The sequence below is a fragment of the Stappia sp. ES.058 genome (genome assembly GCF_900105595.1).
Lineage (GTDB): Bacteria > Pseudomonadota > Alphaproteobacteria > Rhizobiales > Stappiaceae > Stappia.
In genome coordinates, this window is sequence record NZ_LT629784.1 from 2,502,802 (window position 1) to 2,528,007 (window position 25,206).

The window sequence follows — 25,206 nt, forward strand, 5'->3', positions numbered from 1 at the left end:
CCCAGCAGGACATAACGATGAGCGCCTTCGCCCTGACCGTCACATGCCGATCGACCCGCGGCATCGTCGCGACCATCTCGACCTATCTGGCCGAGAGCGGCTGCAACATTACCGACAGCGCCCAGTTCGACGACCGGGAGACCGGCAATTTCTTCATGCGGGTCAGCTTCAACAGCGAGACCGGAACGACGCTGGAACAGCTGTCGGACGGGTTCCAGGCACGGGCGGAATCGCTCGGGATGGACTACGCCTTTCATGACGAGGCGACGCGCATGAAGGTTCTGATCATGGTGTCGCGTTTCGGCCATTGCCTGAACGACCTGCTCTATCGCTGGCGCATCGGCGCACTGCCGATCGAGATCGTCGGCGTCATCTCCAACCACCTCGAGTACCAGAAGCTGGTGGTCAACCACGACATTCCGTTCCACTACATCAAGGTCACCAAGGCCAACAAGGCGGAGGCCGAGGCGCGACAGATGGCCATCGTCGAGGAGACCGGCGCGGAACTCGTCGTGCTGGCGCGCTACATGCAAGTGCTGTCGACGCGGATGTGCGAGGAGATGGCCGGCCGGGTGATCAACATCCATCACTCGTTCCTGCCGAGCTTCAAGGGCGCCAATCCCTACAAGCAGGCCTTCGTGCGCGGCGTGAAGCTGATCGGCGCGACATCGCACTACGTCACCAGCGATCTCGACGAGGGGCCGATCATCGAACAGGACACGGTGCGGGTCACCCACGCCCAGTCGGCGGAGGATTACGTGTCGCTCGGCCGCGACGTGGAAAGCCAGGTGCTGGCGCGGGCGATCCATGCGCATATCCATCGCCGGGTCTTCCTCAATGGCAACAAGACGGTGGTCTTCCCGGCGAGCCCGGGGAGCTACGCCTCGGAGCGCATGGGCTGAGGAAATCCCCGCAACCGGAAAAGAAAACGCCGCCCTCCTGGAGCGGCGTTTTTGTGCAAGTTCGATCAATTTCCGATCAAGTTTCGCAATTTCAGCATCAAGATTTGCTAATATTGACGCTCAATTCAGCCGCGCGATGCAGAAATCGACGGCCTCGCCCAGCGCGTCGCGATGCGGTCCGGCGGGCAGGCGTTGAAGCGCGGCGCGCGCCTCGTCGCCGAAGGCGCGGGCCCGCGTCACCGTGTCGGCCAAGGCGCCGGTCGCCGTCATGATCGAGATGGCGCGGTCGAGATCCTCGTCGCGCACCTCGCGATCCTCCAGGCACCGCGTCCAGAACGCCCGGTCGGACGCCTCGCCGCGACGAATCGCGAGAATGACCGGCAGCGTGATCTTGCCTTCGCGCAGGTCGTCGCCGATGTCCTTGCCGAGATCGCTGGCGGAGCCGCCATAATCGAGCGCATCGTCAACGAGCTGGAACGCAAGACCGAGCGCCATGCCGTAGTCGCGCGCCGCCGCCCGCGCCGCGTCGCCCGCATCGGCCAGAACCGGCCCGACCTCGGCGGCCGCTGCGAACAGAGCGGCCGTCTTGGCCTCGATCACCTGCATGTAGCGCTCTTCGGAGGTTTCGATGTCCTGAGCCGCGCCCAGCTGCATGACCTCGCCCTCCGCGATGACGGCGGAGGCGCTCGCCAGGATCCGCAGGGCTTCCAGCGACCCGACGTCGACCATCATCTTGAAGGCCTGACCGAGGAGATAGTCGCCGACGAGCACGCTCGCCTGATTGCCCCAGAGCTTGCGCGCGGCGAGCTTGCCGCGGCGCATGTCGCTTTCATCGACCACATCGTCATGAAGCAGCGTCGCCGTGTGCATGAACTCGACGCTCGCGGCCAGACCGACATGGCCGTCGCCCGTGTAACCGTAGAGATCCGCCATCGCGAGGGTGAGCATCGGGCGCAGCCGCTTGCCGCCGGAGGATATCAGGTGACGCGCGATTTCCGGGATGAGGTCGACGTTCGACCCGGCCTTGGACAGGATCAGCTGATTGACAGCCTCCATGCCCGCGCCGGTCAGCTCGACCAGATGCTGAATGCTTGCCGGTTCCGACCGGCTCTCGCGCAAGGGAACGACGGCGCCCACGGTGAAAACCTTTCCTGTTTCGCGTTGCCGGGACAATAGGTCTGCCCCCGGCATCCGGCAAGCCATCTTTCCGGCAACACTGTGTTGAAAGATCCGTCGCCTTTGCCCCGACGGGCCGCTTGGCCGTCGCGACGTTCGCTCATTTCCGTTAAGGTCCAATCCGAGATCGCACGACCGAAAGGCCCGCCATGATCCCCCTGCTCCGCACCAACGACGTGGTGCTCATTTCCTTTGTCGAGGCCCTCCTCAAGGACGCCGGCATCCCGCATATCGTTCTGGATGGCAACATGAGCGTGGTCGAGGGCTCGCTCGGGATTATCGCGCGCCGCGTGATGGTCGACGAGGACGACCGTCCCGCCGCTGTGAGACTGATGATCGATGCCGGACTGGAGCACGAACTGGCCCCGGAAAAAGGCAGAAAGCAGTCGTGACGGGAAAGCAACCCGACGCCCGGAACAGCGCGCGCGCCCCAGTGCTCGCCACGACGCGGGACGCCTTCCTGGGCGGTCGCGTGCAGGTCCTGCAGCCGGCCCGCGGCGGGGGACACCGATCCGGGCTCGACGCCGTCTATCTGGCGGCGGCCGTGCCGGACGACGTGGAGGGCCATGTGGTCGATCTCGGTTCGGGCGCGGGAGCCGCCGGCTTCTGCCTCGCCGCACGCCTTGGCCGGGTGCGGGTGACCCTGGTCGACCGGGACCGGACGGCGCTCGCGCTCGCCCGCGACGCTCTGGGACTGGCCGAAAACAGCGCGTTTGCGGATCGGATCGAGGTTCTGGAAGCCGACATCACGGCCAGGGGCAAGGACCGTCATGCAGCGGGCCTCGTCCCGGCCCTCGCCGACCATGTCATCATGAACCCGCCCTACTATCTCGACGGTCACGTTCGCATGTCCCCCGCGCTGGCCCGCGCGGGCGCGCATGTCCTCGACGAGCGCGGCCTCGAACCCTGGGCGCGCACGGCGACCGATATCCTGCGCGACGGCGGTTCGATGACGCTCGTTTTCCGCGCCGACGGCCTCGACCAGATCCTCACCGCCTTGCACAGCCGGTTCGGCGCAATCGACGTGATCCCGCTCTATCCGCGCGCCGGAACGCCCGCGACCCGCGTTCTGGTGCGCGCGCTGCGCGCCAGCCGCGCGCCCCTGCGTCTCTTGCCGGGGTTCGTCCTGCACGACGGTGCCGGGTCGGACTACACCGAGCATGCGCGCGCGGTGATGCGAGACGGCGCCGGGCTGGTGCTGCCGAAACGATGAGGAAATGCTTTCGCGGCCGGCACGCCGAATGGCTTGGTGGTTTCTTAGACTGAAGTCTCGATACGCGTCTTTACCGCGCTTCGAAAACAGCTCCGCATATCCCGGGTTTCATCGGGTTCAAGTTTGCGACCAATAGCGTTACCGCAAATTCTGAGCAACTTCCTATCAAGATCCGGCGGAACGCCACGTTCTCTTTGCCAGTATGCTTCAATGCCCTTGATGTCGCTTTCGACCAGTTCTTCTACAAACGCCTTTACAGCCACTTCGATCTTTCCGGATACAAATCCCGCGGTCGGTGAAGTCGTCGCGGCCGCAGTTTTAGCGGCTTCAGCAACTTCTTCTGTCGCCACAGCGGTCTCGCGAACCGATAAAAACGTCGCAACGGTTCTGCGATCCCATTCACTCGTTGTATCGGCTTCCTGCAACAATTGCTGTGATTGTGACGATCTCCCAGGTGCGACCCCGAGAAGATGAATCCGGACGCCATAATTCTGAGCTATCTGCACGCCAACGCGCACATCCTCATCGCCAGACAGCAAAAGCGCATCGCTTATCGAGTTGAGGCGAGCCAGTTCAATCAAATCCGTAACTATTAGAGAATCCACACCTTTTTGCTGACCATAGCTATTTATAAACCCCAAACGGAGTTTCACGTCGTCCAAATTCGCGACAAGGGCTTGGTCAGAAGTAGGACGCGAGCCACCAATCGCTCCGTCGTACCAATAGACCCGGAGGATTCGACAATCTGGCGCTTTGGCACAGACAAGATCGACCAAATTCTCGACGACCGCAGGAGCGTCTAGCAGCAACTCTGAACGAGGCTTTTTACTGCCGGCGATTGCGGCGCTCCCTTGCGCGAAGAGATAGCCTGCGTCAACGAAAACGGCGCACCGATCCATAGCTTGGCCCACAAATAGCAAGGGCTCCCGCAGGAGCCCTTTTATGCCGACGCGACCTCAATTTTAGGTAGCAGGACGCATCGGAGTAACCAATATGTGGCATCTCAAAGGAGTTTTGACAAGCTCTTTGTAGATGTACTCGAGTCGTAACATCGGAATGCGTTTGAAATGAGTTCGTTCCGAACGATCAGCGTTCATTTTGTTCAGCCTGCGCCGTGATTGCGCGACATCGGCGACCACCTTGTCGAAACGCCTTTTGCGCGCCACCTGACAATCGACGCCCAAGCTGATTATGATCGCGGGAAAGCCCGGCAGCCGCACGCACCGCCTTGGAGGCCCTGCCGGACCAAACGAGAAACACGCAGGGAGACCCGATGACCTCGCAGCCACTGCCGGAAACCATCGACGACACATTGGCCCTTCTGGAGCAGGGAGGCTATGTCGGCGACCGCGCGCTTGCGACCGTCCTGCACCTGGCCCTGCGCATGAAGCGCCCGCTTTTCCTCGAAGGCGAAGCCGGCGTCGGCAAGACGGAGATCGCGAAGGTACTCTCCGAGGTGCTCGGCCGGGACCTGATCCGCCTGCAATGCTATGAGGGCCTCGACGTCTCGACCGCCGTCTACGAATGGAACTATGCGGCGCAGATGGTGGAAATCCGGGTGTCGGAGGCCGCCGGCGACGCCAGCCACGAAGACCTGTCGAAGAGCGTCTTCAGCGAACAGTTTCTGATCAAGCGCCCGGTTCTTCAAGCCCTGGAGCCATCCCTGAACGGTCCCCCTGTGTTCCTGATCGACGAACTCGACCGCGCGGACGAGGCCTTCGAGGCCTTCCTGCTGGAGGTTCTGGCCGACAGTCAGGTGACGATTCCCGAGCTTGGCACGATCAAGGCCGAGGAGCCGCCGATCGTCATCATCACCACCAACCGGACCCGCGAGATCCACGACGCGCTGAAACGGCGCTGCCTCTACCATTGGGTCGACTATCCGACCGCCGAGCGCGAGCTTGAGATCATCCGCCGCAAGGTGCCGGGCGCAGACGCGCGTCTGGCGCGCGAGGTCGTCGCCTTCGTCCAGAAGCTCAGGGGCGACGATGACCTGTTCAAGCAGCCGGGCGTTGCCGAAACGCTGGACTGGGCAACCGCGCTGACAGAGCTCAACGAGATCGCGCTCGACCCCGACATGGTCTCTGACACGCTCGGCGTCCTGTTGAAGTATCAGGACGACATCGACCGGGTGCGCGGGTCGCGCGCGCGCCAGATTGTCGACGAGATCCGCCAGGATCTCGACCGCGAAGCCGCAAAGGCGGTTTGAGAAAAATGACCGCCAACGGCACAGGAGAAACCCCGGACGGCGCTGAGACCGCCGGGCGCATTGCCGACAACATCGTGCATTTCGCGCGCACCCTGCGCCGCGCCGGCATGCCGGTCGGGCCGGCCAGCGTGGTGGATGCCGTGCGCGCCGTGGAGGTCGCCGGCATCCGCAACCGCGAGGATCTTTACTGGACCCTGCATTCGGTTTTTGTCCACAAGCGCGAGCAGCGCGCGGTCTTCGACGAGGCTTTTCGGATCTACTGGCGCTCGCGCGGGCTGGTGGAAAAGCTCCTTTCCATCCTCTCTCCCGTGGCGCCGGCGCGCAGCGAGCCGGACAAGCCCAAGGCGGCACAGACGCGGGTCGCCCAGGCGTTTCAGGCCACGCGCGAACGCGAGCAGCAGGAGCGCGAGGAACTCGAGATCGACGCAAGCTTCACCGTCTCCGGACGTGAAGTCCTTCAACGCAAGGATTTCGCGCAGATGAGCACGAAGGAACTGCAAGCGGCAAAGGAGGCACTTCGCCGCATGGTGCTTCCGATGGAAAAGATCCGGCGCCGCCGCCTGATCGCGGCAAATCGCGGACGCATCGACCCGAGGCGAAGCTTGCGCGCCTCGCTCAGAACCGGCGGCGACATGATCGACCTGCGCCATCGCAAGCCCGACATGCGCCGCCCGCCCATCGTCGCGCTGTGCGACATCTCCGGCTCGATGAGCCAGTACACCCGTATCCTGCTGCATTTCCTGCATGCGCTGAGCGAGGAACGGCGCAACGTTCACACGTTCCTGTTCGGCACGCGGCTGACCAACGTCACCCGCCAGCTCAGGATGAAGGACCCGGACGAGGCGCTGATCGCCTGCACGGACGGGGTGGAGGACTGGTCCGGCGGCACCCGGATCGCAACGGCCCTTGCCGATTTCAACAAGCACTGGTCGCGCCGCGTGCTTTCGGGCGGCCCCATCGTGCTGCTGGTGACCGACGGGCTGGAGCGCGACAGCGACGAGGATCTGGAGCGCGAGATCGACCGGCTGCACCGCTCATGTCGTCGCCTGATCTGGCTCAACCCGCTGTTGCGCTTCGAGGGCTTCGAGGCGCGCGCCAAAGGCGTGCGCGCCATGCTGCCGCATGTCGACGAGTTTCGCTCCGTGCATTCCCTCGATGCGGTGGACGACCTGTGCCAGGCGCTGTCGGGCGGGCGCGGCTTCACCGGGGACGTCGATCCGCGCCGCTGGCTGCGCGCCGGAACGGCGCGAAAGGCTGGCTGAACCCGGTCCGGTTCAGAAAAACAACCGCCAGATCAGCGGCAGCAGCACGGCGGTCGCGACCGCGTTCAGCCCCATGGCGAGGCCGGAGAAGGCGCCCGCCGTCTCGTTGACCTGCAACGCGCGCGACGTGCCGATCCCGTGCGACGCCACACCGATGGCGAACCCGCGCGCCCGCCAGTCCCTGATACGCAAGAGATCGAGCACCAGCGGCCCGAAGGCCGCCCCCAGGATGCCGGTCAGGATGACCAGAACGGCGGTGAGCGACGGCAGTCCGCCCAGCGCCTCGGAAATGCCCATGGCGACCGGAGCGGTGACCGACTTGGGCGCAAGCGAGGCCAGCGTCTCGCGCGAGGCATCGAGCGCCATGGCAACGCCGACTGCGGACACCGCGGCCGTGAGCGACCCGGCAAGCAGGCTCGTCAGGATCGCAAGCGCCGAGCGGCGGACCTTGTCCAGTTGCCGATACAGTGGAAGGGCGAGCGCAACGGTGGCCGGTCCAAGCAGAAAATGGACGAATTGCGCCCCGTCGAAATAGGTCGCATAGGACGTGCCGCTCACAAGCAGCAGTCCGGCGATGATCGCCACCGCGATCAGCACCGGATTGACCAGCGGATGAAAGCCGGCGCGACGGTAGAGAAAGAAGCCGGCCTGATAGGCAAGGAGCGTCAGCGTGAGGGCCGCAAGCGGGCTTGCCGACAGATAGACCCAGACCTCGGTGAGCGGCGTGGTCATGCATCGTCTCCCGGGCTTGCGCTTCGCGCGTCCGCATTGCCGCCATCCTTCAGCGTCCAGCGCATGACCAGCGCCGTGACGACAATGGTCGCGAGCGTGGAGACGACGAGCGAGACGGAGATCGCAACGCCCTCCCGTCCCAGAAGCCCCAGATGCAGCACCACGCCGACGCCGGCGGGAACGAAGAGAAGCGCCAGATTGCGCAAGAGCGCGTCACCCGCTTGCGCCAGATCGGCCGAGGGGCCGCCCCGCGCGACGAGACCGAGAAAAAGAAACACCATACCGAGCACGGGGCCCGGCACCGGCCACGCGGTGGCGACGACAATCGCCTCTCCCGCCAACTGACAGCACAGGATGATGGTCAATGCGCCAAGCATGCGGCCCCCGGGTCTTTTGATGTATCTGCGATCCGACAGTGCCTCCTGCCGCAAGCCGCGACAAGCCGGGTGTTTTCCGCAGATGCCCGTGCCCAAACGAAAAGCCCCCGGAAGATTGTCTCCCGGGGGCTTCTCTTTCCAGGCGGATCAGGCCTGAAACGTCCTATTCCGCGGGCGCGGGGCGCGCACCGCCATCGGAACAGGCCGGATCGCCAAGCATCGTTTCGGCCTCGCTCATGTCGCTCTGCCAGGGGCGGAGCTTTTCCAGAACCACGAGACCGCCTGCAAGAATCGCGGCGACGATCAGGGCCAGCGCCCAAAACGGAAGCGGAAGCACGTCGGCGAAGGTGATCTTGCCGAAATCGCCCCAGCCGAGCGCTGCGGAAATCGGCGCTTTCGCATATCCATAGAAGATCGCGCCGCCGATGCCGCCGGCAATGATCGCATAGGCATCGCGATAGCCCGCCCCCGCCTGCGCAAGGGCGGTACCCGGGCACGCACCGGCGAGCGCGATCCCGACCCCGAGGATCAACCCGCCGACAAGAACGGGACCGACAGCGAAGGCCTTGGGATGCAGCGCGACGCCGAAGAGACCGTTCATCACGGCAAGCGCGACAAGCCCGGTGATCGTGGCGGCGAGGAACATCTTCAACATCGTGAAATTGCGGAACTGGAACTGGCCGACAAGGACGCCGGGCTCCATGACGCGGCTTTTCTCAAGGGCGACACCGAAGACCAGCCCCATGGCCAGTCCGAGAACGACAAGCAGGAAAATCGACATGACCGGGCCTCCTAGACCTTTTTGAACATCGCGGCGGTGAGAATGCCGCCGGCGAACATCGCTGCCACGGCAACGGTGGATCCAACGGCGAGCTGGGCCATCCCGGAAATCCCGTGGCCCGACGTGCAGCCCCCGGCAATCCGCGCCCCGAGCAGCAGCACGAAGCCGCCGGCAAACCCCGTCGCCATCCGGCTCCAGAGGCTCGTGGCCCCCGTCATCCGGGTCCAGGCGGGTGAGAAACTGGCGCGGCGCGAACTCGACATCGTCGCCGACAGAAACGCCCCGAGCGCAATCCCGATGACCAGCGCCGATTGCCAGAAATATTTGGTTCCGTTCATATATTTTGCGAAATAATCGATTTGCGCTGCGGCCGGATCGAACAGGCTCGCAATCCATCCCCCGGCAGTCACGAAGGACGAGGACGCGCCAAGCGCGGTATCGACCAGCAGGAAGGCCGGGATCTGAAGAAGACCGATCACCACGCCGGCGACGTAGGGCGACCAGTGTCTTTCGGTAAGTGACAACATGACGAACTCCCAAGCGGATTTGGTTCGTCAATAATATTCTAATGTGCGAATATTTGAATACGCAAGACCGCTTAGACGGACGGCGCCCTGTCAGGCCGTCCTCAGTTGATGGCAACGACCGGCGTGCGCACGCGCACCCGACCGAACAGATCCGCAATGTCCCGGTTCTGCATCCGGATGCAGCCGTAGGAGACCGCGCGTCCGATGGAGCCGGGACGATTGGTGCCATGGATGGCATATTCACCGCCGGCAAGGGTCATCGCCGCGACCCCCATGGGGTTGTTTGCCGCTCCGCCCGCGATCACGGCCGGAAGATGAGGCAGGTCGCGTTTCACCTCCGCCGGAGGCGACCATGCCGGGCGCACGTGCATGCCCCTGATGTAGGTGCGCCCCACCCAGGCCTTGCCGCGCTTTCCCACCGCGACGGCATAACGCAGCGCCACCCCGCCGCGCTGCACGAGATACAGCCGGCGCTCGCGGTTTCTGACCACGATCGTGCCCGGCGCGAAACGCGCATCGGTGAAGGCAACGACTTCGGGCGCGGCGAAGGACGGCGCGGACCACAGCATCACGCCAATCACCGCGTAGATGGCAACCAGAACCCAAATCATCCTGCGCATGGCAAAACCTCCCGGATCGTTACCAAAGAGTTTACGCGAGCGAGGACAGCGATTGAATGGCCTGACCGGTGCGAAGTGATTCTATGGTTAGCGACCATGGCGTCGCAGCGAAAACGCGCGATCCGCTCTCCCGACTGAACCGCGAGGAGCGGGAAACGTATTTGTAAGGGGAGCGCAATAGGCTACCTGTGGACGGGAGACACGGCGAAACGCCGGAGAGGACGACATGACACACAGTCCTGCAAGCGACAGGAACACAGGCCCCGCATCGCGGCCGCGCACGCGTCCGGTCGAGGCCGACGCCTTCCGCGAAGCCATGAGCCGGCTCGGCACCGCCGTGCATATCGCGACGACCGCCGGAAACAGCGGACGCGTCGGCACGACGGTCTCTGCGGTCACATCGGTCTCCGACACGCCGCCGACGGTGCTGGTCTGCGTCAATCGCCAGGCGCGCATCAACGCGGTGATCAAGGACAGCGGCGTCTTCGCCATCAACACGCTGCCGGCCCACGCCGAGGACCTGTCCAATGCCTTCGCGGGAAAGGGCGACCTCCCGTCCGAGGAACGCTTCTTGCTCGCGGACTGGCAAACGCTCGCGACAGGTGCGCCGGTGCTCTCCTCGGCGCGTGTCGCGCTCGACTGCCGGGTGACGGAAATCACCGAGGTCGGCACGCATTCGGTCATCTTCGGCGAAATCGTCGCCCTGTCGCTCGGCGAGCGCGGCCCCGCGCTGATCTATCTCGACCGCACCTACCACCGCATCTGACTCCTGCCCTCCAGCCTGCCGCGGCCCAATGTCCGATCGTCTCAACCTCCTGACCGACGTGCCCGGCCTCACGGTGGGCAACGCCGATGATCCGCATTTGAAATCCGGCGTCACCGTCTGCCTTCCGGACGAACCGGCAACCGCCTCCGTCGCGATCCACGGCGGCGCGCCCGGCACCCGCGAGGCAGCACTGCTCGATCCCCGCTTCACGGTCGAAAAGATCGATGCGCTGGTGCTCTCCGGCGGCTCCGCCTTCGGTCTCGATGCCGGCTCGGGCGTGCAGATGGAACTGGCGAGGATGGGCCGGGGGTTTGCGGTGGGTGACGTGCGCGTTCCCATCGTGCCCGCCGCGATCCTGTTTGATCTGGCGAATGGCGGCGACAAGGCCTGGGGCGACGAAAACCCCTATGGCGCGCTCGGGCGCCAGGCGGTGCGCACCGCAGCCCGCGATTTCGAGATCGGATCGGTCGGCGCCGGCACGGGCGCAACGACGGCCACTCTCAAGGGCGGTCTCGGCTCCGCCTCCCTACGGCTTGAAAACGGCGCGACCGTCGCCGCCCTCGTCGCGGTCAACGCGCTCGGCTCGGCCACCATGGGCGACACCCCGCACTTCTGGGCGGCTCCCTTCGAACGCAACGCGGAGTTCGGCGGCCTCGGCCTGCCCTCCTCCGAAAGCCGGCGTTTCGACGTACCGCGCACCAAGCTCGACGGCCTGCGCGAGGGCGCCAACACCACCATTGGCATCGTCGCGACCGATCTGGCGATGACAAAGGCGGAGCTGCAACGCCTCGCGGTGATGGCGCATGACGGCTTCGCCCGCGCGCTCTGGCCGGCGCATACAGCGCTCGACGGCGATCTGGTCTTCGCGCTCTCCACCGCGCGCCTGCCGCAAACCGACACGCTCAGCGACGGGATCGCAGCCGGTGCTGCGGCGGCCGCCGTCATGAGCCGGGCGATTGCGCGCGGCGTTCATGCCGCCTCAAGCGCGCCGGGAGACAAGCTCCCGACCTGGGCCTCGCGCTTCGGCTAGACCCGAACGCCTATTCCGCCGCTTCCAGGGCCGATCCTTCGGGGCTGGCATCGCCGAGACGGGCCATGAGCTGCTCGCGCTTGGCCTCAGCCTTTTTCAGGTTCGCCTCCTTCACCGGACCGAAGCCGCGCACCAGATCCGGCACCCGCGCGATCTCGACGAGCAGACCGTAGTTCGCCGTGCCAACGCGGTCCGCAAGCGTCGACAGATCCGCAAGGTAGCTCCGGACAAGCGCGCGCTCGGCACGTCGCTCGGCCGTCCGCCCGAAGACATCGAACGCCCCGCCCCGCAGGCCCTTCAGCCCGGCAAGAACACCGAAGGCCGAGAAGATCCATGAACCGAAGGCGATCTTCTTCGGCCGGCCGGTCTTGGGGTCGGCTTCGCGGGAAATGAGCGGCGGCGCCAGCATCACTTTCAGCTTGCGCGGATCGGCGAATTGCGCCGCGAGCTTCGCCTTGAACGCGGGATCGGAATAAAGCCGCGCCACCTCGTATTCGTCCTTGTAGGCCATGACCTTGTAGAGCATTTCGGCGGCCGTGCGGGTCAGGCGCATGGCGCCTGCGCCCCTTGCCTCATCCGCCGCGCGCATCGTGTCGATGGCCGACAGGAAGCGCCGCGCATAGGCCTCGTCCTGATAGGCAGTCAATTCGCGTGCGAGAAAGGCGATCCGGTCTCCGAGATTCATATCCTCGCCCCTGGCGTCCGCATCCGGCGACGGCAGCGCGGCAAGCAGCGCCTCCGGCGTTTCGGCCAACACGCGGCCGGCGCGGAAGGCAGCGAGGTTCTTGTCGACCGCCGCGCCATTCAGCCGGATCGCGGCTTCAAGCGCATCGGTGGAGATCGGCAGGCGCCCCGCCTGGTGCGCCATGCCGACAAGCATCATGTTGGCGAAGATTGCATCCCCCAGAACCGCTTCGGCCACGCCGGCGACATCATGCGCGTGAAACAGCGGGCAGGCCTCTTCCAGCGTCTTGCGCATCCGCGTCTCGTCGAAGGAGAGCGTCTGCTTCATGACGAACTCGGCCGTCGGCGCGACCCGCGCATTGGCGAAACCGGCCGTTTTCTGCCGGTCGATCAGCGCAAGCTGCTCTGCATTGGTCGCAACCACCATGTCGGAGGCAATCAGCACGTCGAGGCTCGCAGTGGGAATACGCGGCCCCTCGATGGAACGGTTCGCCTGCGCGAAGCGAATGTGCGACGTGACGGGTCCGCCCTTTTGCGCAAGCCCCGTCATGTCGAGGGTCGAGGCCTGCTTGCCGTCGACATGGGCCGCCATGGCCAGCACGGCGGCGGTGGTGGTCACGCCCGCGCCGCCGATCCCGCCGATCAGCACATTCAGCGTCGTCTCTAGCCCCGCGACCGGCGCAGGCTCCAGCCTGGCCAAAAGCGCATCGATATCGACACCCTCGCCATCCGCCTTGCGAAGCTCCGCACCCTCCACATAGACAAAGGACGGGCAGAACCCCTTCACACAGGAAAAGTCCTTGTTGCAGGACGACTGGTTGATGCGCCGCTTCTCGCCGAAGGGCGTCTGAAGCGGTTCCACCGACAGGCAATTGGACTGGACGGAGCAGTCGCCGCAGCCCTCGCAGATGCGGTCGTTGATAAAGAGGCGCCGATCCGGATCGGGAAAGGAGCCACGCTTGCGGCGGCGGCGCTTTTCAGCCGCGCAGGTCTGGTCGAAGATCAGCGCAGTGACCGCATCGATCGACTGCAACTCGTGCTGAACGTCCATGAGTTCGTCGCGATGGCGCACATCCGTGCCCGGCGCAAGGTCGTGACGCCCGAGATAAGCGTCCGGCTCCTCGCTCACCACGACAACGCGCGCCACGCCCTCCGCCTCGAGCTGACGGGTGATCTGCGGCACGGTCAACGAGCCGTCGACGGGCTGACCGCCGGTCATCGCCACCGCATCGTTGAACAGGATCTTGTAGGTGATCGCAACCTTCGCGGCGACAGACTGCCGGATCGCCAGGGTCGCGGAGTGGAAATAGGTCCCGTCGCCGACATTGGCGAAGACATGGGTGTCGTTGGAAAAGGCCGCCTGCCCGACCCACAGGACGCCCTCGCCGCCCATGGCGATCTGGCCGTCCGTCGTGCGCCCGGCAACCTCGGTCATCGCGTGGCAGCCGATGCCCGGCAGCGCCCGGGATCCCTCCGGCACGACGGTGGACGTGGAATGCGGGCAGCCGGAACAGAAATACGGAACGCGCTGAGCGCGTTCCGCATGGCCCTGCGACCACATCACCTGCCGGTTCATGCGGTCGGCAACCGCGCGCATTTCCTCGCTGACGAGATCGGCGGGCAGGAAGGTGAGAAGGGCAGGAATGATCTCCGCAACCGCAAGTTCCAACACGTCGGAGAGCAGCGGCCCGCCGTCGGGCATGCGCTTGCCCCAGATCCGGGGGCGGGCCTGCTCCGGCCAGCCGTAGGCGATCTCCTTGATCTGAGGTTCCAGAAAGGCGCGTTTGTGTTCCACCACGAGCAGCCGCTCGAGGCCCCGGGCGAAGTTCGAAATCCCTTGCGGCTCCAGCGGCCAGGGCATGGCCACCTTGTAGACCGCCAGACCGATGTCGCGGGCACGCGCCTCGTCGATGCCGATCATGTCGAAGGCCTGTCGCAGATCGCGATAGGCCTTGCCGGTGGCAACGATGCCGATGCGCGGCTTGCGCGCGCCAAAGGCCACCCGGTCCAGCCCGTTCGCCCGGACATAGGCCTGGGCCGCGGGAATCCGAATGTCCCGCAGGAGCCGTTCCGTCTCCAGCCGGTTGCCGAGAAGCAGCACGCGGTTCAAGTCGTCCTCCGCCCGCGGATCCCGCTCCTGCGGCCGTGCGAAGGTCAGGCGGCTCGGATCGACCGAGATTGTCGCCGAGGCGTCCATCGTGTCGGCCAGGCAGATCATCGCGCTCCAAAGCCCGGAAAACCGCGACATGGCAATGCCATGCAGGCCGAAGTCGAGAACGTCCTGAATGTCGGACGGGTTGAGCACCGGCATTTCCACATGCTCGAAGAAGAACTCCGACTGTGCCGGCAGGATCGAGGATTTGGCCAGATGATCGTCGCCCGCGAGCGCCAGCACGCCGCCATGTGCCGCCGTGCCGCTGGCGTTCGCCTGACGCAGCACGTCGCCGGCCCGGTCCACACCGGGCGCCTTGCCGTACCAGATGCCGAAGACGCCGTCATAGTCGCTACCCTTGCCGTGATGATCGACCTTTTGAGATCCCCATACGGCAGTCGCGCCGAGTTCTTCGTTCACACCCGGCTTGAAGACGACGTTCGCCCCCTCGACATGGCGCCGCGCGCGCGCAAGCTCGGTATCATATCCGGCGAGCGGCGATCCGCGATACCCGGAAACGAAGCCTCCCGTCTTCAACCCGGCCTGGATATCGAGGTGCGCCTGGTCGAGCGGCAGTCTCACCAGCGCCTGAATGCCGGTGAGATAGACTTGACCTCGGGTGGCACTGTATTTGTCGTCCAGGGTGATGGTTCTGGCGATGACGTTCATGGGACGGCCTCCTCTTTCGTCGGACGCGGGCCGGATATCGGCCGCACGCGTTCCGGTGTTCGCATGCCATCCAATATCGTCCTTTTAACGGTCCAGATTTGTGCTAACCTGCCGATGTCAGTGGCAAATATCGCAATATTTTTCCCTTAAGGACGGTATGAACGAAAAAACCTTCTCGACCCATCGGACATCCGGGTCCTGCAAATCCTGCAGCGCGATGCGTCTCTTTCGATCGCCGAAATCGCGCGCGAAGCCGGCATGAGCCAGACGCCGTGCTGGCGGCGCATCAAGAAGCTGAAGCAGACGGGGATCATCCGCCAGGTCGTGGCGGTGGTCGACCGCGAGTCGGTCGGCCTCGGGTTCGTGGCCTATGCCTTCGTCAAGCTCGGCGTGCCGAGTCGCGACAACATGGAAACCTTCGACAAGCTGGTCGAACGCTGGCCGGAAGTCGTGATCTGCGAAAGGATCACCGGCGCCGTCGACTATCTCATCAAGGTGGTGGCGACCGACATCAAGGCCTATGACGACTTCCTGCGGCTGAAACTGCTCGACAACACGCTGGTCTCCGACGTGCAGTCGCGAATTGTCGTCCACACGGTCAAACACACCGTCGCGCTGCCGATCCGCGAGACCTGAGGAGCGGTCGCACGCCGTCAGTCGGACAGGAAGCGCGTCGGCGAATAGGGTGCCGGGTCCGTGAACGGCCGCTCGCCCGTCATCGTTTCGGCAAGCAGGCGCCCCATCGCCGCGCCGAGACCGAAGCTCGACCGCTCGTTGCCGAGCGCCAGCCAAAGCCCTGGAGCCGCCGTCACATTTCCCATCACCGGCAATCCGTCCGGCATGCAAAGCCGCAGACCCGGGATTGGCGTGTCCTCGATCTGCGCACCGACCGGCATCAATGCCCGCGCCGCGGTCTCCGCACGCTGCAGCGCAGACGCGCGTAGGGGACGATCCACCCGGGTCAGTTCATGGCCGCCGACGAGCCGCAGGCCGCGTTCCATCGGCGTCAGCGTGTAGCCATTGTCGCTGTCGGTGATCGGCCTCGACAGCGTCACGCCGGACACCGCCCGGAAATGCCGGTGGTAACCCCGTATCGTGGCCAGGGGAAGCGCGACCCCAAGACCCGACAGCACGGCTGGCGCGCCCGCGCCCAGCGCAATCACGGCGCGCGTGCCTGACGCCTCGCCCCGACTCGTGCGCACCGACCAGCCGTCGCGGGTCGCAATCAGCGTCTCCGCCTTGCCGATCTCGGTGTCGCCGCCGCGCTCGCGAAACAGGCGGGCATAGGCCTTGGTCACGCCGCCGGGAGAAGAGACCGACTGCGTGTCCGGCCAGTAAAGCCCCGCGTGGTCGAAAGAGACGAGATGCGGCTCCAGCCGCACGAGGTCGGCTGCGGACAGATCCGTATAGGCCACGCCGAAGATGCGCGCGAAATGCCGGTCCTCTTCGCTGGCCTCATAGGACGCGCGGTGGCGGTAGATCTTGATCCACCCTGTCCGGCGAAAGAAGCGAAGCGCGCTCGCCGCCCGCGCGAGAGCGAGGTGCTCGCCGGCCGCAACCGCCTGAAGCGGCGCGACGGCACGACCGATACGGGCGGCCGCACCGGTTTGAACCGCCACATGCGCCGCCCGCAGAAAAGGAGCGGCACCAGGCAGGCTGCGCAGATCGATCCGCATCTGACCGGCCGGTTTCAGCAGACGTGCCAGGATCTCTGCGGGCGCATGCGGCCATGCAAGGGGGCTGAAACCGTCGCGCGCCAGGATGCCGGTGTTGGCTCTCGACGCCTCATCGCCGGGAGCGGCGCGATCGACGAGCAGAACGCGCATGCCGCGCGCCTGCAAATGCAGGGCGGCACAAACCCCGCTGATTCCGCCTCCCAGAACAATGACATCGTAACTCCGCATTGTGCCTATCCACACCGTTCACAGGACGCTTGCAAGGGGAAGTCGCCCGCGCCGATACTGAACGGGCACTTTTTTTGATTTCCAGCACCCCGCGACCCCGTCCGGGGCGCGGCACAGCCAACCCCGCGGAGTTCGTCCATGCAGGCGCTGTCCCTGCCTCTACGCCTTGTCGCCTGGCTCGGACGGCAAGGTACGCGTGCCGTCGCGGTGAGTGCCCTTCTCGGCCTGTTCCTGCCTGCGCTCTCCGCACTGTTTCGCCCAATCGTCGAAGAGGCGATCTTCGTGTTGCTGGTGCTGGCCTTTCTCCGGGTCGATCCCGCTGCGGTGATCGCCCACGTCAGGAAACCCCGCCTCGTTGCGCTGGCGAGTCTGTGGATGCTGGTGATCGTCCCCGGCGCGACCGCGCTTGCGCTATCCGCCATTGGCCTGTTGAACGACAACCCCGACCTGGCGCTGGCCGCCTTCATCGTCACGGCCGCGCCGCCGATCATGTCCGCGCCCGCTTTCATCGCGCTGATCGGTCTGGACGGCGCGCTGTCGCTGGCGCTTGTGTGCATCGCCATGATGCTGACGCCCCTGACCGCTCCCCTGATCGGCGGGGCGCTGATCGGCGACACGCTGCCGATCGACGCGCCGGCACTTGCCCTGCGCCTTGCCCTGCTGCTCGCCGCCTCGGCGGGATGCGCAGGGATCATCCGACGCCTTTTCGGCACCGTCCGCATCGTTGCCGCCCGTCAGCATATCGACGGGTTGAACGTGCTGGTCCTCTTCGTTTTCGCGGTTGCGGTCATGGACGGCGTCGCGGCGCATTTTGCCCGCGACCCGCTCCTCACGCTTGGCGTGGGCACGCTCACCTTCGCCGTCGCATCGCTCCAGATGGGACTGACGTGGCTGGTGTTTTCCGCCGTGCGCAAGGACCATGCCTTCGTGCTCGCCCATGCAGCCGGAAATCGCAACATGGGGCTGCTGGTGGCGGCCCTCGGCGGCAGCCTGCCGGATCTCGCCTGGCTCTATTTCGGCCTCGGGCAATTGCCGATCTATCTCCTGCCGTGGATCCTGGGGCCGCTGGCACGGCGCGCGGCGGCAAAGGCTCCAAAGCGTGACGAGGGTCACGGTGTCGACGGATCAAGCGGATAAGCCTGTCTCCGGGAACGCGCGACAGATCAGGCGCCACGCGCACAACGCAAAGGAACACGACAATGTCGCTCACGCTTGCAGTCCGTTCACGTGCCCTGCCGCGCCTGCCGGCCGCCCTCGCCGCCCTCGCATTGGTCGCCCTGCCCCTTGCGGCAACCGCCGGCGACTTCGCCCAGGCCGACGTGCTCGGGTTTTCCAAGGACGGCAGCCATTTCGCCTTCGAGGAATACGGCATCCAGGACGGCTCCGGGTTTCCCTATTCCAATCTCTACGTGATCGATGTCGCCAACGACAGCTGGGTGTCGGGCTCCCCGTTTCGCCGCCTGGACGAGGTGGACGACAGCCAGCCGCTCGATTTCGCCGAGGAACTTGCGCGCACCCGCGGGGCCAACCGGGCGGGCGCGCAGTACCTGCTCGCGGAGACCCGCATCTCCGGTGCCGGCGTGACCGTCGCGCACAACCCGGCGACCGAGCGCTCCAGCGACCCGCACCTGATGCTCGCCTCCATCATTCCCGACGTCCCGACGCTCGGGGAAACAGTGACGCTTTCGCTGCAGGAAACGGCGGTTCCCGATCCGGACAGCTGTCCCGGTGGGTTCGGCGACATCCGGGGAATGCGGCTGACGCTGTCCTATGAAGGAAACACACGCGTTCTGGCCGACGACACCCGCATTCCCTCGAGCCGAGGCTGTCCGCTGCGCTACCGGATCGAGCGGCTCGTCACCCATACGCCGGCCTTTCCCGGCCCGACCTCTTTCGCCGTGCTGGTCCTGATGGAACAGATCGGCTTCGAAGGCCCCGACGGGCGGTTTCTCGCGATCACCGGCAAGCTTTGATCGCCGACCTCCGGCGCGTCGCGCTTGTGGCTTGCCCCCGGCTGTGCTAGCGGCGAGCGACCCAAGCAACGCACCGGAGCCGCCCGCCGCTATGTCCCTGCCCCTCGTGATCGCCCCGTCCATGCTCGCCTCCGACTTCTCCGCCTTCGGGCAGGAGGTCCGCGACGTGGCCGACGCCGGTGCCGACTGGATCCATCTCGACGTGATGGACGGGCATTTCGTGCCCAACATCAGTTTCGGACCGGACGTTATCGCGGCCATGCGCAAGCACACCGACAAGATCTTCGACACCCATTTGATGATCGCCCCCTGCGACGCCTATCTGGAGGCCTTCGCCAAGGCCGGCTCCGACATCATCACGGTCCACGCGGAAGCCGGCCCGCATCTCGACCGCTCGCTCCAGGCGATCCGCGCGCTCGGCAAGAAGGCCGGCGTCTCGCTCAACCCGGCAACGCCGGAAAGCGTGCTGGAATATGTCCTCGACCGGCTCGATCTGATCCTCGTGATGAGCGTCAATCCGGGCTTCGGCGGGCAGTCCTTCATTCCCGCGATGATCGACAAGGTCGCGCGCATCAAGGCGATGATCGGTGATCGTCCGATCCACCTGGAAGTCGACGGCGGCGTGACACCGCAAACCGCTCCGCTGGTCGCAAAGGCCGGCGCCAATGCGCTCGTCGCAGGATCGGCGGTGTTCAGGGGAGACGGCGTGGACGGCTACCGCGCCAACATTTCCGCAATCCGCACCGCCGCAGCGCAAGCCGCGGCCTGAGCGGCAACAGGACAGGCAACAGACCTTGCGCCCCTTGCTCTTCGCCCTCGTCTGGTCCGGCACCATCTCGGCATGCGTCGCCATGCTGACGTTCGGGCGCGGCGAGGCCTTGAGCGGACGCTCGCTCGCCGTCATCGCCGTCTTTGCCGTCGGCAGCTTTTTCGGTGCGTGGCTTGCCTGGGGCGCGGCACGCATTCTGACCTGGCGGCGACGCCGGCGTTCCGCCCGCTTCGCCGCGATGGTGGTGTGTCTTTCGCTCGGCACGGCCGGGCTCACGGCCTTTTTCTTTTTCCTGCAGCTGCGCGGCTACTACGCCGACTGGCACACCCATGAACTGTCCTACCGCATGTTCTGGGAGCAGGTCTTCACCGGCGCGACCACGGCCTATATTTTCGGCGTCATGGGCGCGCGGGTGCTGCTTCCCTTCATGCTTCTCCCGCTCTTTGCAGCGTCGTGGTATTTCGCCCGCATTGAGCCGGGCCGCCGCGTCTGATATGGCACTTTCCACCCCTTCCCCTGACGAGGACACCGCATGATCCCGCGCTATTCGCGGCCCGAGATGGTCGCCATCTGGTCGCCCGAGACCAAGTTCCGCATTTGGTTCGAAATCGAGGCACATGCCTGCGACGCCCTCGCCAAACTGGGTGTGATCCCGGAAGCGGCTGCGAAAACCATCTGGGAAAAGGGAGGCGCTGCCACCTTCGATGTCGCGCGCATCGACGAGATCGAGCGCGAGACCAAGCACGACGTCATCGCCTTCCTGACGCATCTGGCCGAAATCGTCGGCCCCGACGCCCGCTTCGTGCACCAGGGCATGACGTCGTCGGACGTGCTCGACACCTGCGTGAGCGTGCAGCTGACCCGCGCCGCCGACCTGCTTCTCGCCGACCTCGATGCGCTGCTCGCCGCGCTGAAGCGCCGCGCCTATGAGCACAAGGACACGGTCTGCATCGGACGCTCGCACGGCATTCACGCCGAGCCGGTCACCTTCGGCCTCAAGATGGCCGAGGCCTACGCCGAATTCGACCGTTGCCGCACCCGCCTGCTGGCCGCGCGCGCCGAAATCGCCACCTGCGCGATCTCCGGGGCGGTCGGCACTTTCGCCAATATCGACCCGCGCGTGGAAGAACATGTCGCCGAGGCCATGGGCCTGGCCGTGGAGCCGGTTTCCACGCAGGTGATCCCGCGCGACCGCCATGCGATGTTCTTTGCAACGCTTGGCGTCATCGCCTCCTCGATCGAGCGGTTGGCAACCGAGGTCCGCCACCTGCAGCGAACCGAGGTTCTGGAAGCGGAGGAATATTTCTCTCCGGGGCAGAAGGGCTCCAGCGCGATGCCGCACAAGCGCAATCCGGTATTGACGGAAAACCTGACGGGTCTCGCCCGCATGGTGCGCGCCTACGCCATGCCGGCGATGGAAAACGTGGCGCTCTGGCACGAGCGCGACATCTCGCACTCTTCTGTCGAGCGCATGATCGGGCCGGACGCCACGGTGACGCTCGATTTCGCGCTGGCGCGTCTCACCAACGTGATCGACAAGCTGATGGTTTATCCCGAGCGCATGCTCGCCAACATGAACCGGCTGGGCGGGCTGGTGCACTCGCAGCGCATCCTGCTCGCCCTCACCCAGGCCGGCGTGTCGCGCGAGGACGCCTATCGCCTCGTCCAGCGCAACGCCATGAAGGTCTGGGACAGCTACCAGACGCAAGGGTCTTCCGACGTCGACTTTCTTGAGGAGCTGCTAAAGGATACCGACGTGCGCGTCGCCCTTCCCGAAGAGGAAATCCGCGCGCGCTTCGATCTCGACTATCACACCAAGTCGGTCGACACGATCTTCGCGCGGGTGTTCGGCAAGGGCTGAGACAAAGGACGCAAGTGTTGCTTCCCGGGGACTTGCGTCCTATTTTCCTTTGTCCGGTTCGCAAAATGAACCTTAACCACGCGACGGGTATCGTGTTCGTCGAGATGACAAAGACACCAGATCCTTTCAGTTTCGGAGAACTTGGCAAGGTGGCCCGCCGTGCCACGGACGCCGTTCGCAAGGACGCGGAGCGCAGGAAAACCCGGCTTCCCGTTCTGGTCGACGGTCGCGTTGTCGAGATCGATCCCAAGCCGGGCATGGGCGACAAAGCGGCTCCCGGCGGGGCGCGACGTATCGGGAAGAAGCTGAAGCTTCCAGATGCCGGCTGACCCTGTCCGGCCGGTCCTGACGATTTTTGCCGGCCCCAACGGATCAGGCAAAACCACGCTTCGCAACCAGTTCGTCAAGGATGGCTACGATCTTGGCGACTACGTGAATGCGGACGATATCCTGGCCCGTTCGCCCTATCTCGTGCCGGATCTCGCAAGCCGGCAGGATCGGGAGGCATGGGCGTTCAACGAGGCGGAACGCCAACGTCAGGCGTTTCTTGACGGCGGTGAAGCCTTTTCGTTCGAAACGGTGTTTTCCCACAAAAGCAAACTCGACTTCATGCGAAAGGCACGAGACGCGGGCTACTTCATTCGCCTGCTTTTCGTTGCGACCGACAGTCCGGACCTGAACGTGGCACGTGTTTCAAAGCGGGTCAGGGACGGAGGGCATGATGTCGATACGCGAAAGGTGCTGGCGCGATACAAGCGGACCTTGACGCTGTTGCCGCTGGCGATGGAACAGGCCGATCATGCGGTTCTTTTTGACAATTCCGGCACTTCGATGCGAGCGGTCGTGGCGCTGAAGCGCTCCGCCGACAGCCCGACAGGCATCCACATCCAGACCCCCATTCCCGTATGGGTCGACGACGCAATGAGCGAATACAGGTCCAGGCAGAAAAAGACATGAAGATATCCGAAGCAGACATTCTTCTCATCCCCGGATACGGCGACACCCCGGCCGGACACTGGATGCGCCGCTGGGCGGAGAAGATGCCGTCGGCGCGAATCGTCGATCTGGGCAACGCGCATCGTCCGTTGCGCAAGACCTGGGTCGAGGCCGTCTCCTCGGCGGTCGAGGCCGCAGATCGTCCGGTCGTTATCGTCGCTCACTCGCTTGGAGCCAACACCGTGGTCCATGCCGCGCATGGCCTGCCGAAGGAGAAGGTGCGCGCCGGCTTCCTCGTCGCGCCGACCGACCTGTCGCGCGACGCGCCGAAGCCCGCCTTCGAAGTCTCGGACTTCCTGCCGTTGCCCAAGGGACCGCTGCCGTTTCCCGCAAGAATCGTGGCAAGCCGCAGCGATCCGCATTGCGCCTTCGACACGGCAAAGGACTGGGCGCATGGCTGGGGCGCGCACTTCCAGGACGCGGGCGACGCGGGCCACATCAATCTTGAAAGCGGTCACGGCCCCTGGCCGGAAGGACTGATGTCCTTCGCCTATCTGATGAAGACGCTTTAGGCTCGGACCCTACGACGTCGGGGCCGAGCGCCCGCCTCCGCCGATCTGTCCAAGGATCCGGCGCGCCACAAAATAGCTCACCGGCACCGCGAGAAGCGCGCCGACGGCGGCAAAGGCGGCGAGCAGCCAGGGCTCATAGTCGGCGACGCCGAAGAACGTCATCGGTACAAGGGCAAAGGTTCCGGCAAGCGTCGGGGCGATCACGATCAGCAACAAGGCTGTCAGCTTCCACATAGCGTCACCTCCATATGAACACGCTACGATGCCGGATGCGCCAGCAGGGCCGACGGCCGCATCGTTTCCTGCCCATACTATAATATTCGAATTCTTGCAGATTCTGCGGCAACCGGTCCCATCGTGTTTTCCCGATAAGGGAAACTCCGCAGGCAGCGCTGCCACCCTTTGGACCGGGATCATGAGTTCAAAAACGCGGCCGGTTCGCCATGAGGCGCGGTTGACCGACAACAGGTGCGAAAATGCTCAAATCGCGGAGCAATTCAGGCCTTCGCACCGCATCGGCGAGGCAAACTGCCATATCCCGCAAACGGCGAAACGGCTTCGCGCCGCCAATCGCAACACATTGAAGAGTGCTGACCCTAACGCAGCTTGCCGGCCATGGACGACGCGGCATCCGCGAACAGCCCCATGTCGATGCCGAGCGCGATGAAGCGGAAGCCCATCTCCTTGCCCCGCTTTGCGTCTTCCACGGAGTTGGTGAAGATGCCGGCGAGCTTGCCGGCGGCCTTCGCCTTTGCGGCGACATCGGCGGCAATCGTCTGAACCCGCTCGCTGGACGGATTGAGCTCGGCGCCGTCCGACAGGGTCAGCGACATGTCCCCCGGGCCGACGAACACGCCGTCGAGACCGTCGACCGCAAGGATCTCGTCGAGTGCCTCGAGTGCTGCCGGTGTTTCGATCATCGCCAAGGCAATGGTCTCGCGATTGGCGCGCTCCAGATAGTCCGCCGGCGTCACACCCTGCAGCATCGCGGCCCGGTGCGGCCCCCAGCTGCGTGCGCCGAGCGGCGGATACTTCGCCGCGGCGACGAGTGCCAAAGCATCTTCCGGGGTGTTGACCATGGGCATGATCACCGCTTCCGCGCCGAGATCGAACAAACGGCTCACCGTGGCGAAGTCGTCGACCGGAGGTCGCACGACGGCATGGGCATCGCCAAGACGCGCGGCCGCAATCCCGTCGCGTACCGAGGCGATGTCATGTGCCCCGTGCTGCATGTCCAGCGTCACGGCCCTGTAGCCGGCGCGACCAAGCAGTTCCGCCAGCATCGGAAACGCAAGCGTCGACCAGGCTGTCACGACCGTTTCGTCGGCGCGCAGGCGCGAGGCAAGGGAAACGGACGTGTCAGTCATGCGAAAATCTCCTGGACAAGAATGCAGTTGCCGCCGTCGATCCGGATCGGCCGATCAGCTTCCGGACTGAATCTGCTCGGCAGCGGTATGGAGCAACTCGTCCATCGTGCGGCGGATTTGGTGATCCGACTGATCGACCCCGGCATCGTCGAAATCCTTGCGGATCTTGCGGAAGACGTCTTCCTCGCCCGGCTCCTCGAAATCGGCACGCACGACTTCCTTGGCGTAGTCCTGTGCCTTTTCAGGATCCAGGCCAAGCTTTTCCGCGGCCCACAGCCCAAGCAGCTTGTTGCGGCGGGCGACGGCCTTGAACCGCAGCTCCTCGTCGTGGGCGTACTTGTTTTCAAACGCGTCCTCGCGACGGTCAAACGTGCTCATGCGTGTGTCTCCTGCTCGTCATCGGGTCCGCGGGCGTGGCGCCCGAACGTGAACCCCGACCTCATGTAGGGATTCGTTGCGTCTTTGCATATCCCCGCTGCAAGGCCAAATCAACGCGAGATCGCCCATCCGCCTTGCGCCGGCGGCAAGCCGCGCCGATCCCGCCGGAAATCTCTTTGACGGCTTGATTGTACTTTATCGGGCGATCGTGTAGGTTCCGCGCCATCGAGCGGGGGAACCACACCCAACTGCCGGTCCATCGCCAATCCTCAACGACCGTCGGGCGCCATATCGCCTCCGGGCCGGGCCGGTTGAAGGCGCGGGACCGCAGGTTACCGGAGCGCTT

The 25,206-nt window shown here is 65.1% G+C and carries 27 protein-coding genes and 1 pseudogene; 16 read left to right on the plus strand and 12 right to left on the minus strand.

The window, feature by feature from the left end; all coding sequences use genetic code 11:
- Positions 1-17: 17 nt before the first annotated feature.
- Positions 18-902 (plus strand): formyltetrahydrofolate deformylase, encoded by an 885-nt coding sequence (gene purU, locus BLU32_RS11660; RefSeq protein WP_093807137.1) that lies wholly within the window; start codon positions 18-20, stop codon positions 900-902.
- Positions 903-1,022: 120 nt separating this feature from the next.
- Here the strand turns inward: purU and BLU32_RS11665 are convergent, their stop codons facing one another.
- Positions 1,023-2,039, minus strand: coding sequence for a polyprenyl synthetase family protein (locus tag BLU32_RS11665; RefSeq protein WP_371326927.1), 1,017 nt, complete (start codon positions 2,037-2,039; stop codon positions 1,023-1,025).
- 188 nt (positions 2,040-2,227) lie between these two features.
- Between BLU32_RS11665 and BLU32_RS11670 the strand changes: the two genes are divergently transcribed.
- Together BLU32_RS11670 and BLU32_RS11675 are read left to right on the plus strand one after the other, a co-directional pair.
- A complete protein-coding gene (locus BLU32_RS11670; protein ID WP_093807141.1) occupies positions 2,228-2,470 on the plus strand; it encodes a DUF2007 domain-containing protein in 243 nt (80 codons plus the stop codon).
- The gene (locus BLU32_RS11675) at positions 2,467-3,291 is read left to right on the plus strand and encodes a tRNA1(Val) (adenine(37)-N6)-methyltransferase (RefSeq protein WP_093807143.1); all 825 of its coding nucleotides are present in this window, start codon (positions 2,467-2,469) and stop codon (positions 3,289-3,291) included. Before BLU32_RS11670 ends, BLU32_RS11675 begins: the two co-directional genes overlap by 4 nt.
- A gap of 44 nt (positions 3,292-3,335) precedes the next feature.
- Here BLU32_RS11675 and BLU32_RS11680 read toward each other — a convergent pair whose 3' ends face one another.
- Positions 3,336-4,202 (minus strand): NYN domain-containing protein, encoded by an 867-nt coding sequence (locus BLU32_RS11680; protein ID WP_244501862.1) that lies wholly within the window; start codon positions 4,200-4,202, stop codon positions 3,336-3,338.
- A 362-nt stretch (positions 4,203-4,564) separates the two neighbouring features.
- Between BLU32_RS11680 and BLU32_RS11685 the strand changes: the two genes are divergently transcribed.
- Together BLU32_RS11685 and BLU32_RS11690 are read left to right on the plus strand one after the other, a co-directional pair.
- Positions 4,565-5,500 (plus strand): MoxR family ATPase, encoded by a 936-nt coding sequence (locus BLU32_RS11685; protein ID WP_093807147.1) that lies wholly within the window; start codon positions 4,565-4,567, stop codon positions 5,498-5,500.
- Between the two features lie 5 nt (positions 5,501-5,505).
- Positions 5,506-6,762 (plus strand): VWA domain-containing protein, encoded by a 1,257-nt coding sequence (locus tag BLU32_RS11690; protein WP_093807149.1) that lies wholly within the window; start codon positions 5,506-5,508, stop codon positions 6,760-6,762.
- A gap of 12 nt (positions 6,763-6,774) precedes the next feature.
- On the opposite strand, the gene BLU32_RS11695 is transcribed toward BLU32_RS11690, so the two are convergent.
- From BLU32_RS11695 to BLU32_RS11715, 5 genes are all read right to left on the minus strand, one after another.
- Positions 6,775-7,494 (minus strand): LrgB family protein, encoded by a 720-nt coding sequence (locus tag BLU32_RS11695; protein ID WP_093807151.1) that lies wholly within the window; start codon positions 7,492-7,494, stop codon positions 6,775-6,777.
- On the minus strand, positions 7,491-7,871 hold the full coding sequence (locus BLU32_RS11700) for a CidA/LrgA family protein (protein WP_093810934.1): 381 nt from the start codon (positions 7,869-7,871) through the stop codon (positions 7,491-7,493). Before BLU32_RS11700 ends, BLU32_RS11695 begins: the two co-directional genes overlap by 4 nt.
- A 163-nt stretch (positions 7,872-8,034) precedes the next feature.
- Positions 8,035-8,652 (minus strand): YeeE/YedE thiosulfate transporter family protein, encoded by a 618-nt coding sequence (locus tag BLU32_RS11705; protein ID WP_093807153.1) that lies wholly within the window; start codon positions 8,650-8,652, stop codon positions 8,035-8,037.
- Positions 8,653-8,663: 11 nt separating this feature from the next.
- Positions 8,664-9,179 carry a YeeE/YedE thiosulfate transporter family protein gene (locus tag BLU32_RS11710; RefSeq protein ID WP_172838564.1) on the minus strand — a complete coding sequence of 172 codons (516 nt, stop codon included), beginning with the start codon at positions 9,177-9,179 and terminating at the stop codon, positions 8,664-8,666.
- A gap of 101 nt (positions 9,180-9,280) precedes the next feature.
- On the minus strand, positions 9,281-9,799 hold the full coding sequence (locus BLU32_RS11715; protein WP_093807155.1) for a L,D-transpeptidase: 519 nt from the start codon (positions 9,797-9,799) through the stop codon (positions 9,281-9,283).
- A 226-nt stretch (positions 9,800-10,025) separates the two neighbouring features.
- On the opposite strand from BLU32_RS11715, the gene BLU32_RS11720 reads away from it, so the two are divergent.
- Positions 10,026-10,565: a flavin reductase family protein gene (locus tag BLU32_RS11720; RefSeq protein ID WP_208976874.1), complete on the plus strand. Its 540-nt coding sequence runs from the start codon at positions 10,026-10,028 to the stop codon at positions 10,563-10,565.
- A gap of 28 nt (positions 10,566-10,593) precedes the next feature.
- Positions 10,594-11,595: a P1 family peptidase gene (locus BLU32_RS11725; protein ID WP_093807157.1), complete on the plus strand. Its 1,002-nt coding sequence runs from the start codon at positions 10,594-10,596 to the stop codon at positions 11,593-11,595.
- A 10-nt stretch (positions 11,596-11,605) separates the two neighbouring features.
- Here the strand turns inward: BLU32_RS11725 and BLU32_RS11730 are convergent, their stop codons facing one another.
- Positions 11,606-15,100 (minus strand): indolepyruvate ferredoxin oxidoreductase family protein, encoded by a 3,495-nt coding sequence (locus BLU32_RS11730; protein ID WP_093807159.1) that lies wholly within the window; start codon positions 15,098-15,100, stop codon positions 11,606-11,608.
- Between the two features lie 168 nt (positions 15,101-15,268).
- Between BLU32_RS11730 and BLU32_RS22560 the strand changes: the two are divergent.
- Positions 15,269-15,736 (plus strand): annotated as a pseudogene (locus tag BLU32_RS22560) (Lrp/AsnC family transcriptional regulator); the annotation flags it as partial.
- 17 nt (positions 15,737-15,753) lie between these two features.
- Here the strand turns inward: BLU32_RS22560 and BLU32_RS11740 are convergent.
- Positions 15,754-17,004, minus strand: a complete 1,251-nt coding sequence (locus BLU32_RS11740; protein ID WP_093807163.1) for an FAD-binding oxidoreductase — start codon at positions 17,002-17,004, stop codon at positions 15,754-15,756.
- Between the two features lie 138 nt (positions 17,005-17,142).
- On the opposite strand from BLU32_RS11740, the gene BLU32_RS11745 reads away from it, so the two are divergent.
- The 8 genes from BLU32_RS11745 (at position 17,143) to BLU32_RS11780 (ending at position 23,115) form a co-directional block, all read left to right on the plus strand.
- A complete protein-coding gene (locus BLU32_RS11745) occupies positions 17,143-18,141 on the plus strand; it encodes a sodium:proton symporter (RefSeq protein ID WP_093807165.1) in 999 nt (332 codons plus the stop codon).
- A gap of 62 nt (positions 18,142-18,203) precedes the next feature.
- Entirely contained in the window at positions 18,204-18,977 is a 774-nt protein-coding gene (locus BLU32_RS11750; protein ID WP_093807167.1) for a DUF2259 domain-containing protein, read from the plus strand.
- Between the two features lie 91 nt (positions 18,978-19,068).
- The gene (rpe, locus tag BLU32_RS11755) at positions 19,069-19,746 is read left to right on the plus strand and encodes a ribulose-phosphate 3-epimerase (protein ID WP_093807169.1); all 678 of its coding nucleotides are present in this window, start codon (positions 19,069-19,071) and stop codon (positions 19,744-19,746) included.
- Positions 19,747-19,771: 25 nt separating this feature from the next.
- Complete coding sequence (locus BLU32_RS11760) at positions 19,772-20,239, plus strand: hypothetical protein (RefSeq protein WP_157727637.1); 468 nt, start codon at positions 19,772-19,774, stop codon at positions 20,237-20,239.
- Positions 20,240-20,278: 39 nt separating this feature from the next.
- Entirely contained in the window at positions 20,279-21,607 is a 1,329-nt protein-coding gene (purB, locus tag BLU32_RS11765; RefSeq protein WP_093807173.1) for an adenylosuccinate lyase, read from the plus strand.
- Positions 21,608-21,672: 65 nt separating this feature from the next.
- Entirely contained in the window at positions 21,673-21,936 is a 264-nt protein-coding gene (locus BLU32_RS11770; RefSeq protein WP_093807175.1) for a hypothetical protein, read from the plus strand.
- Positions 21,926-22,564, plus strand: coding sequence for an AAA family ATPase (locus BLU32_RS11775; RefSeq protein WP_093807177.1), 639 nt, complete (start codon positions 21,926-21,928; stop codon positions 22,562-22,564). The genes BLU32_RS11770 and BLU32_RS11775 overlap by 11 nt, the downstream gene beginning before the upstream one ends.
- Positions 22,561-23,115 carry an alpha/beta hydrolase gene (locus tag BLU32_RS11780; RefSeq protein WP_093807179.1) on the plus strand — a complete coding sequence of 185 codons (555 nt, stop codon included), beginning with the start codon at positions 22,561-22,563 and terminating at the stop codon, positions 23,113-23,115. Before BLU32_RS11775 ends, BLU32_RS11780 begins: the two co-directional genes overlap by 4 nt.
- 9 nt (positions 23,116-23,124) lie before the next feature.
- Here the strand turns inward: BLU32_RS11780 and BLU32_RS11785 are convergent, their stop codons facing one another.
- From BLU32_RS11785 to BLU32_RS11795, 3 genes are all read right to left on the minus strand, one after another.
- Positions 23,125-23,349, minus strand: a complete 225-nt coding sequence (locus tag BLU32_RS11785; protein ID WP_093807181.1) for a hypothetical protein — start codon at positions 23,347-23,349, stop codon at positions 23,125-23,127.
- A gap of 362 nt (positions 23,350-23,711) precedes the next feature.
- Positions 23,712-24,482 carry an HpcH/HpaI aldolase/citrate lyase family protein gene (locus BLU32_RS11790; RefSeq protein ID WP_093807183.1) on the minus strand — a complete coding sequence of 257 codons (771 nt, stop codon included), beginning with the start codon at positions 24,480-24,482 and terminating at the stop codon, positions 23,712-23,714.
- Between the two features lie 54 nt (positions 24,483-24,536).
- Positions 24,537-24,860: a DUF1476 domain-containing protein gene (locus BLU32_RS11795; protein WP_093807185.1), complete on the minus strand. Its 324-nt coding sequence runs from the start codon at positions 24,858-24,860 to the stop codon at positions 24,537-24,539.
- Between the last annotated feature and the right edge of the window lie 346 nt (positions 24,861-25,206).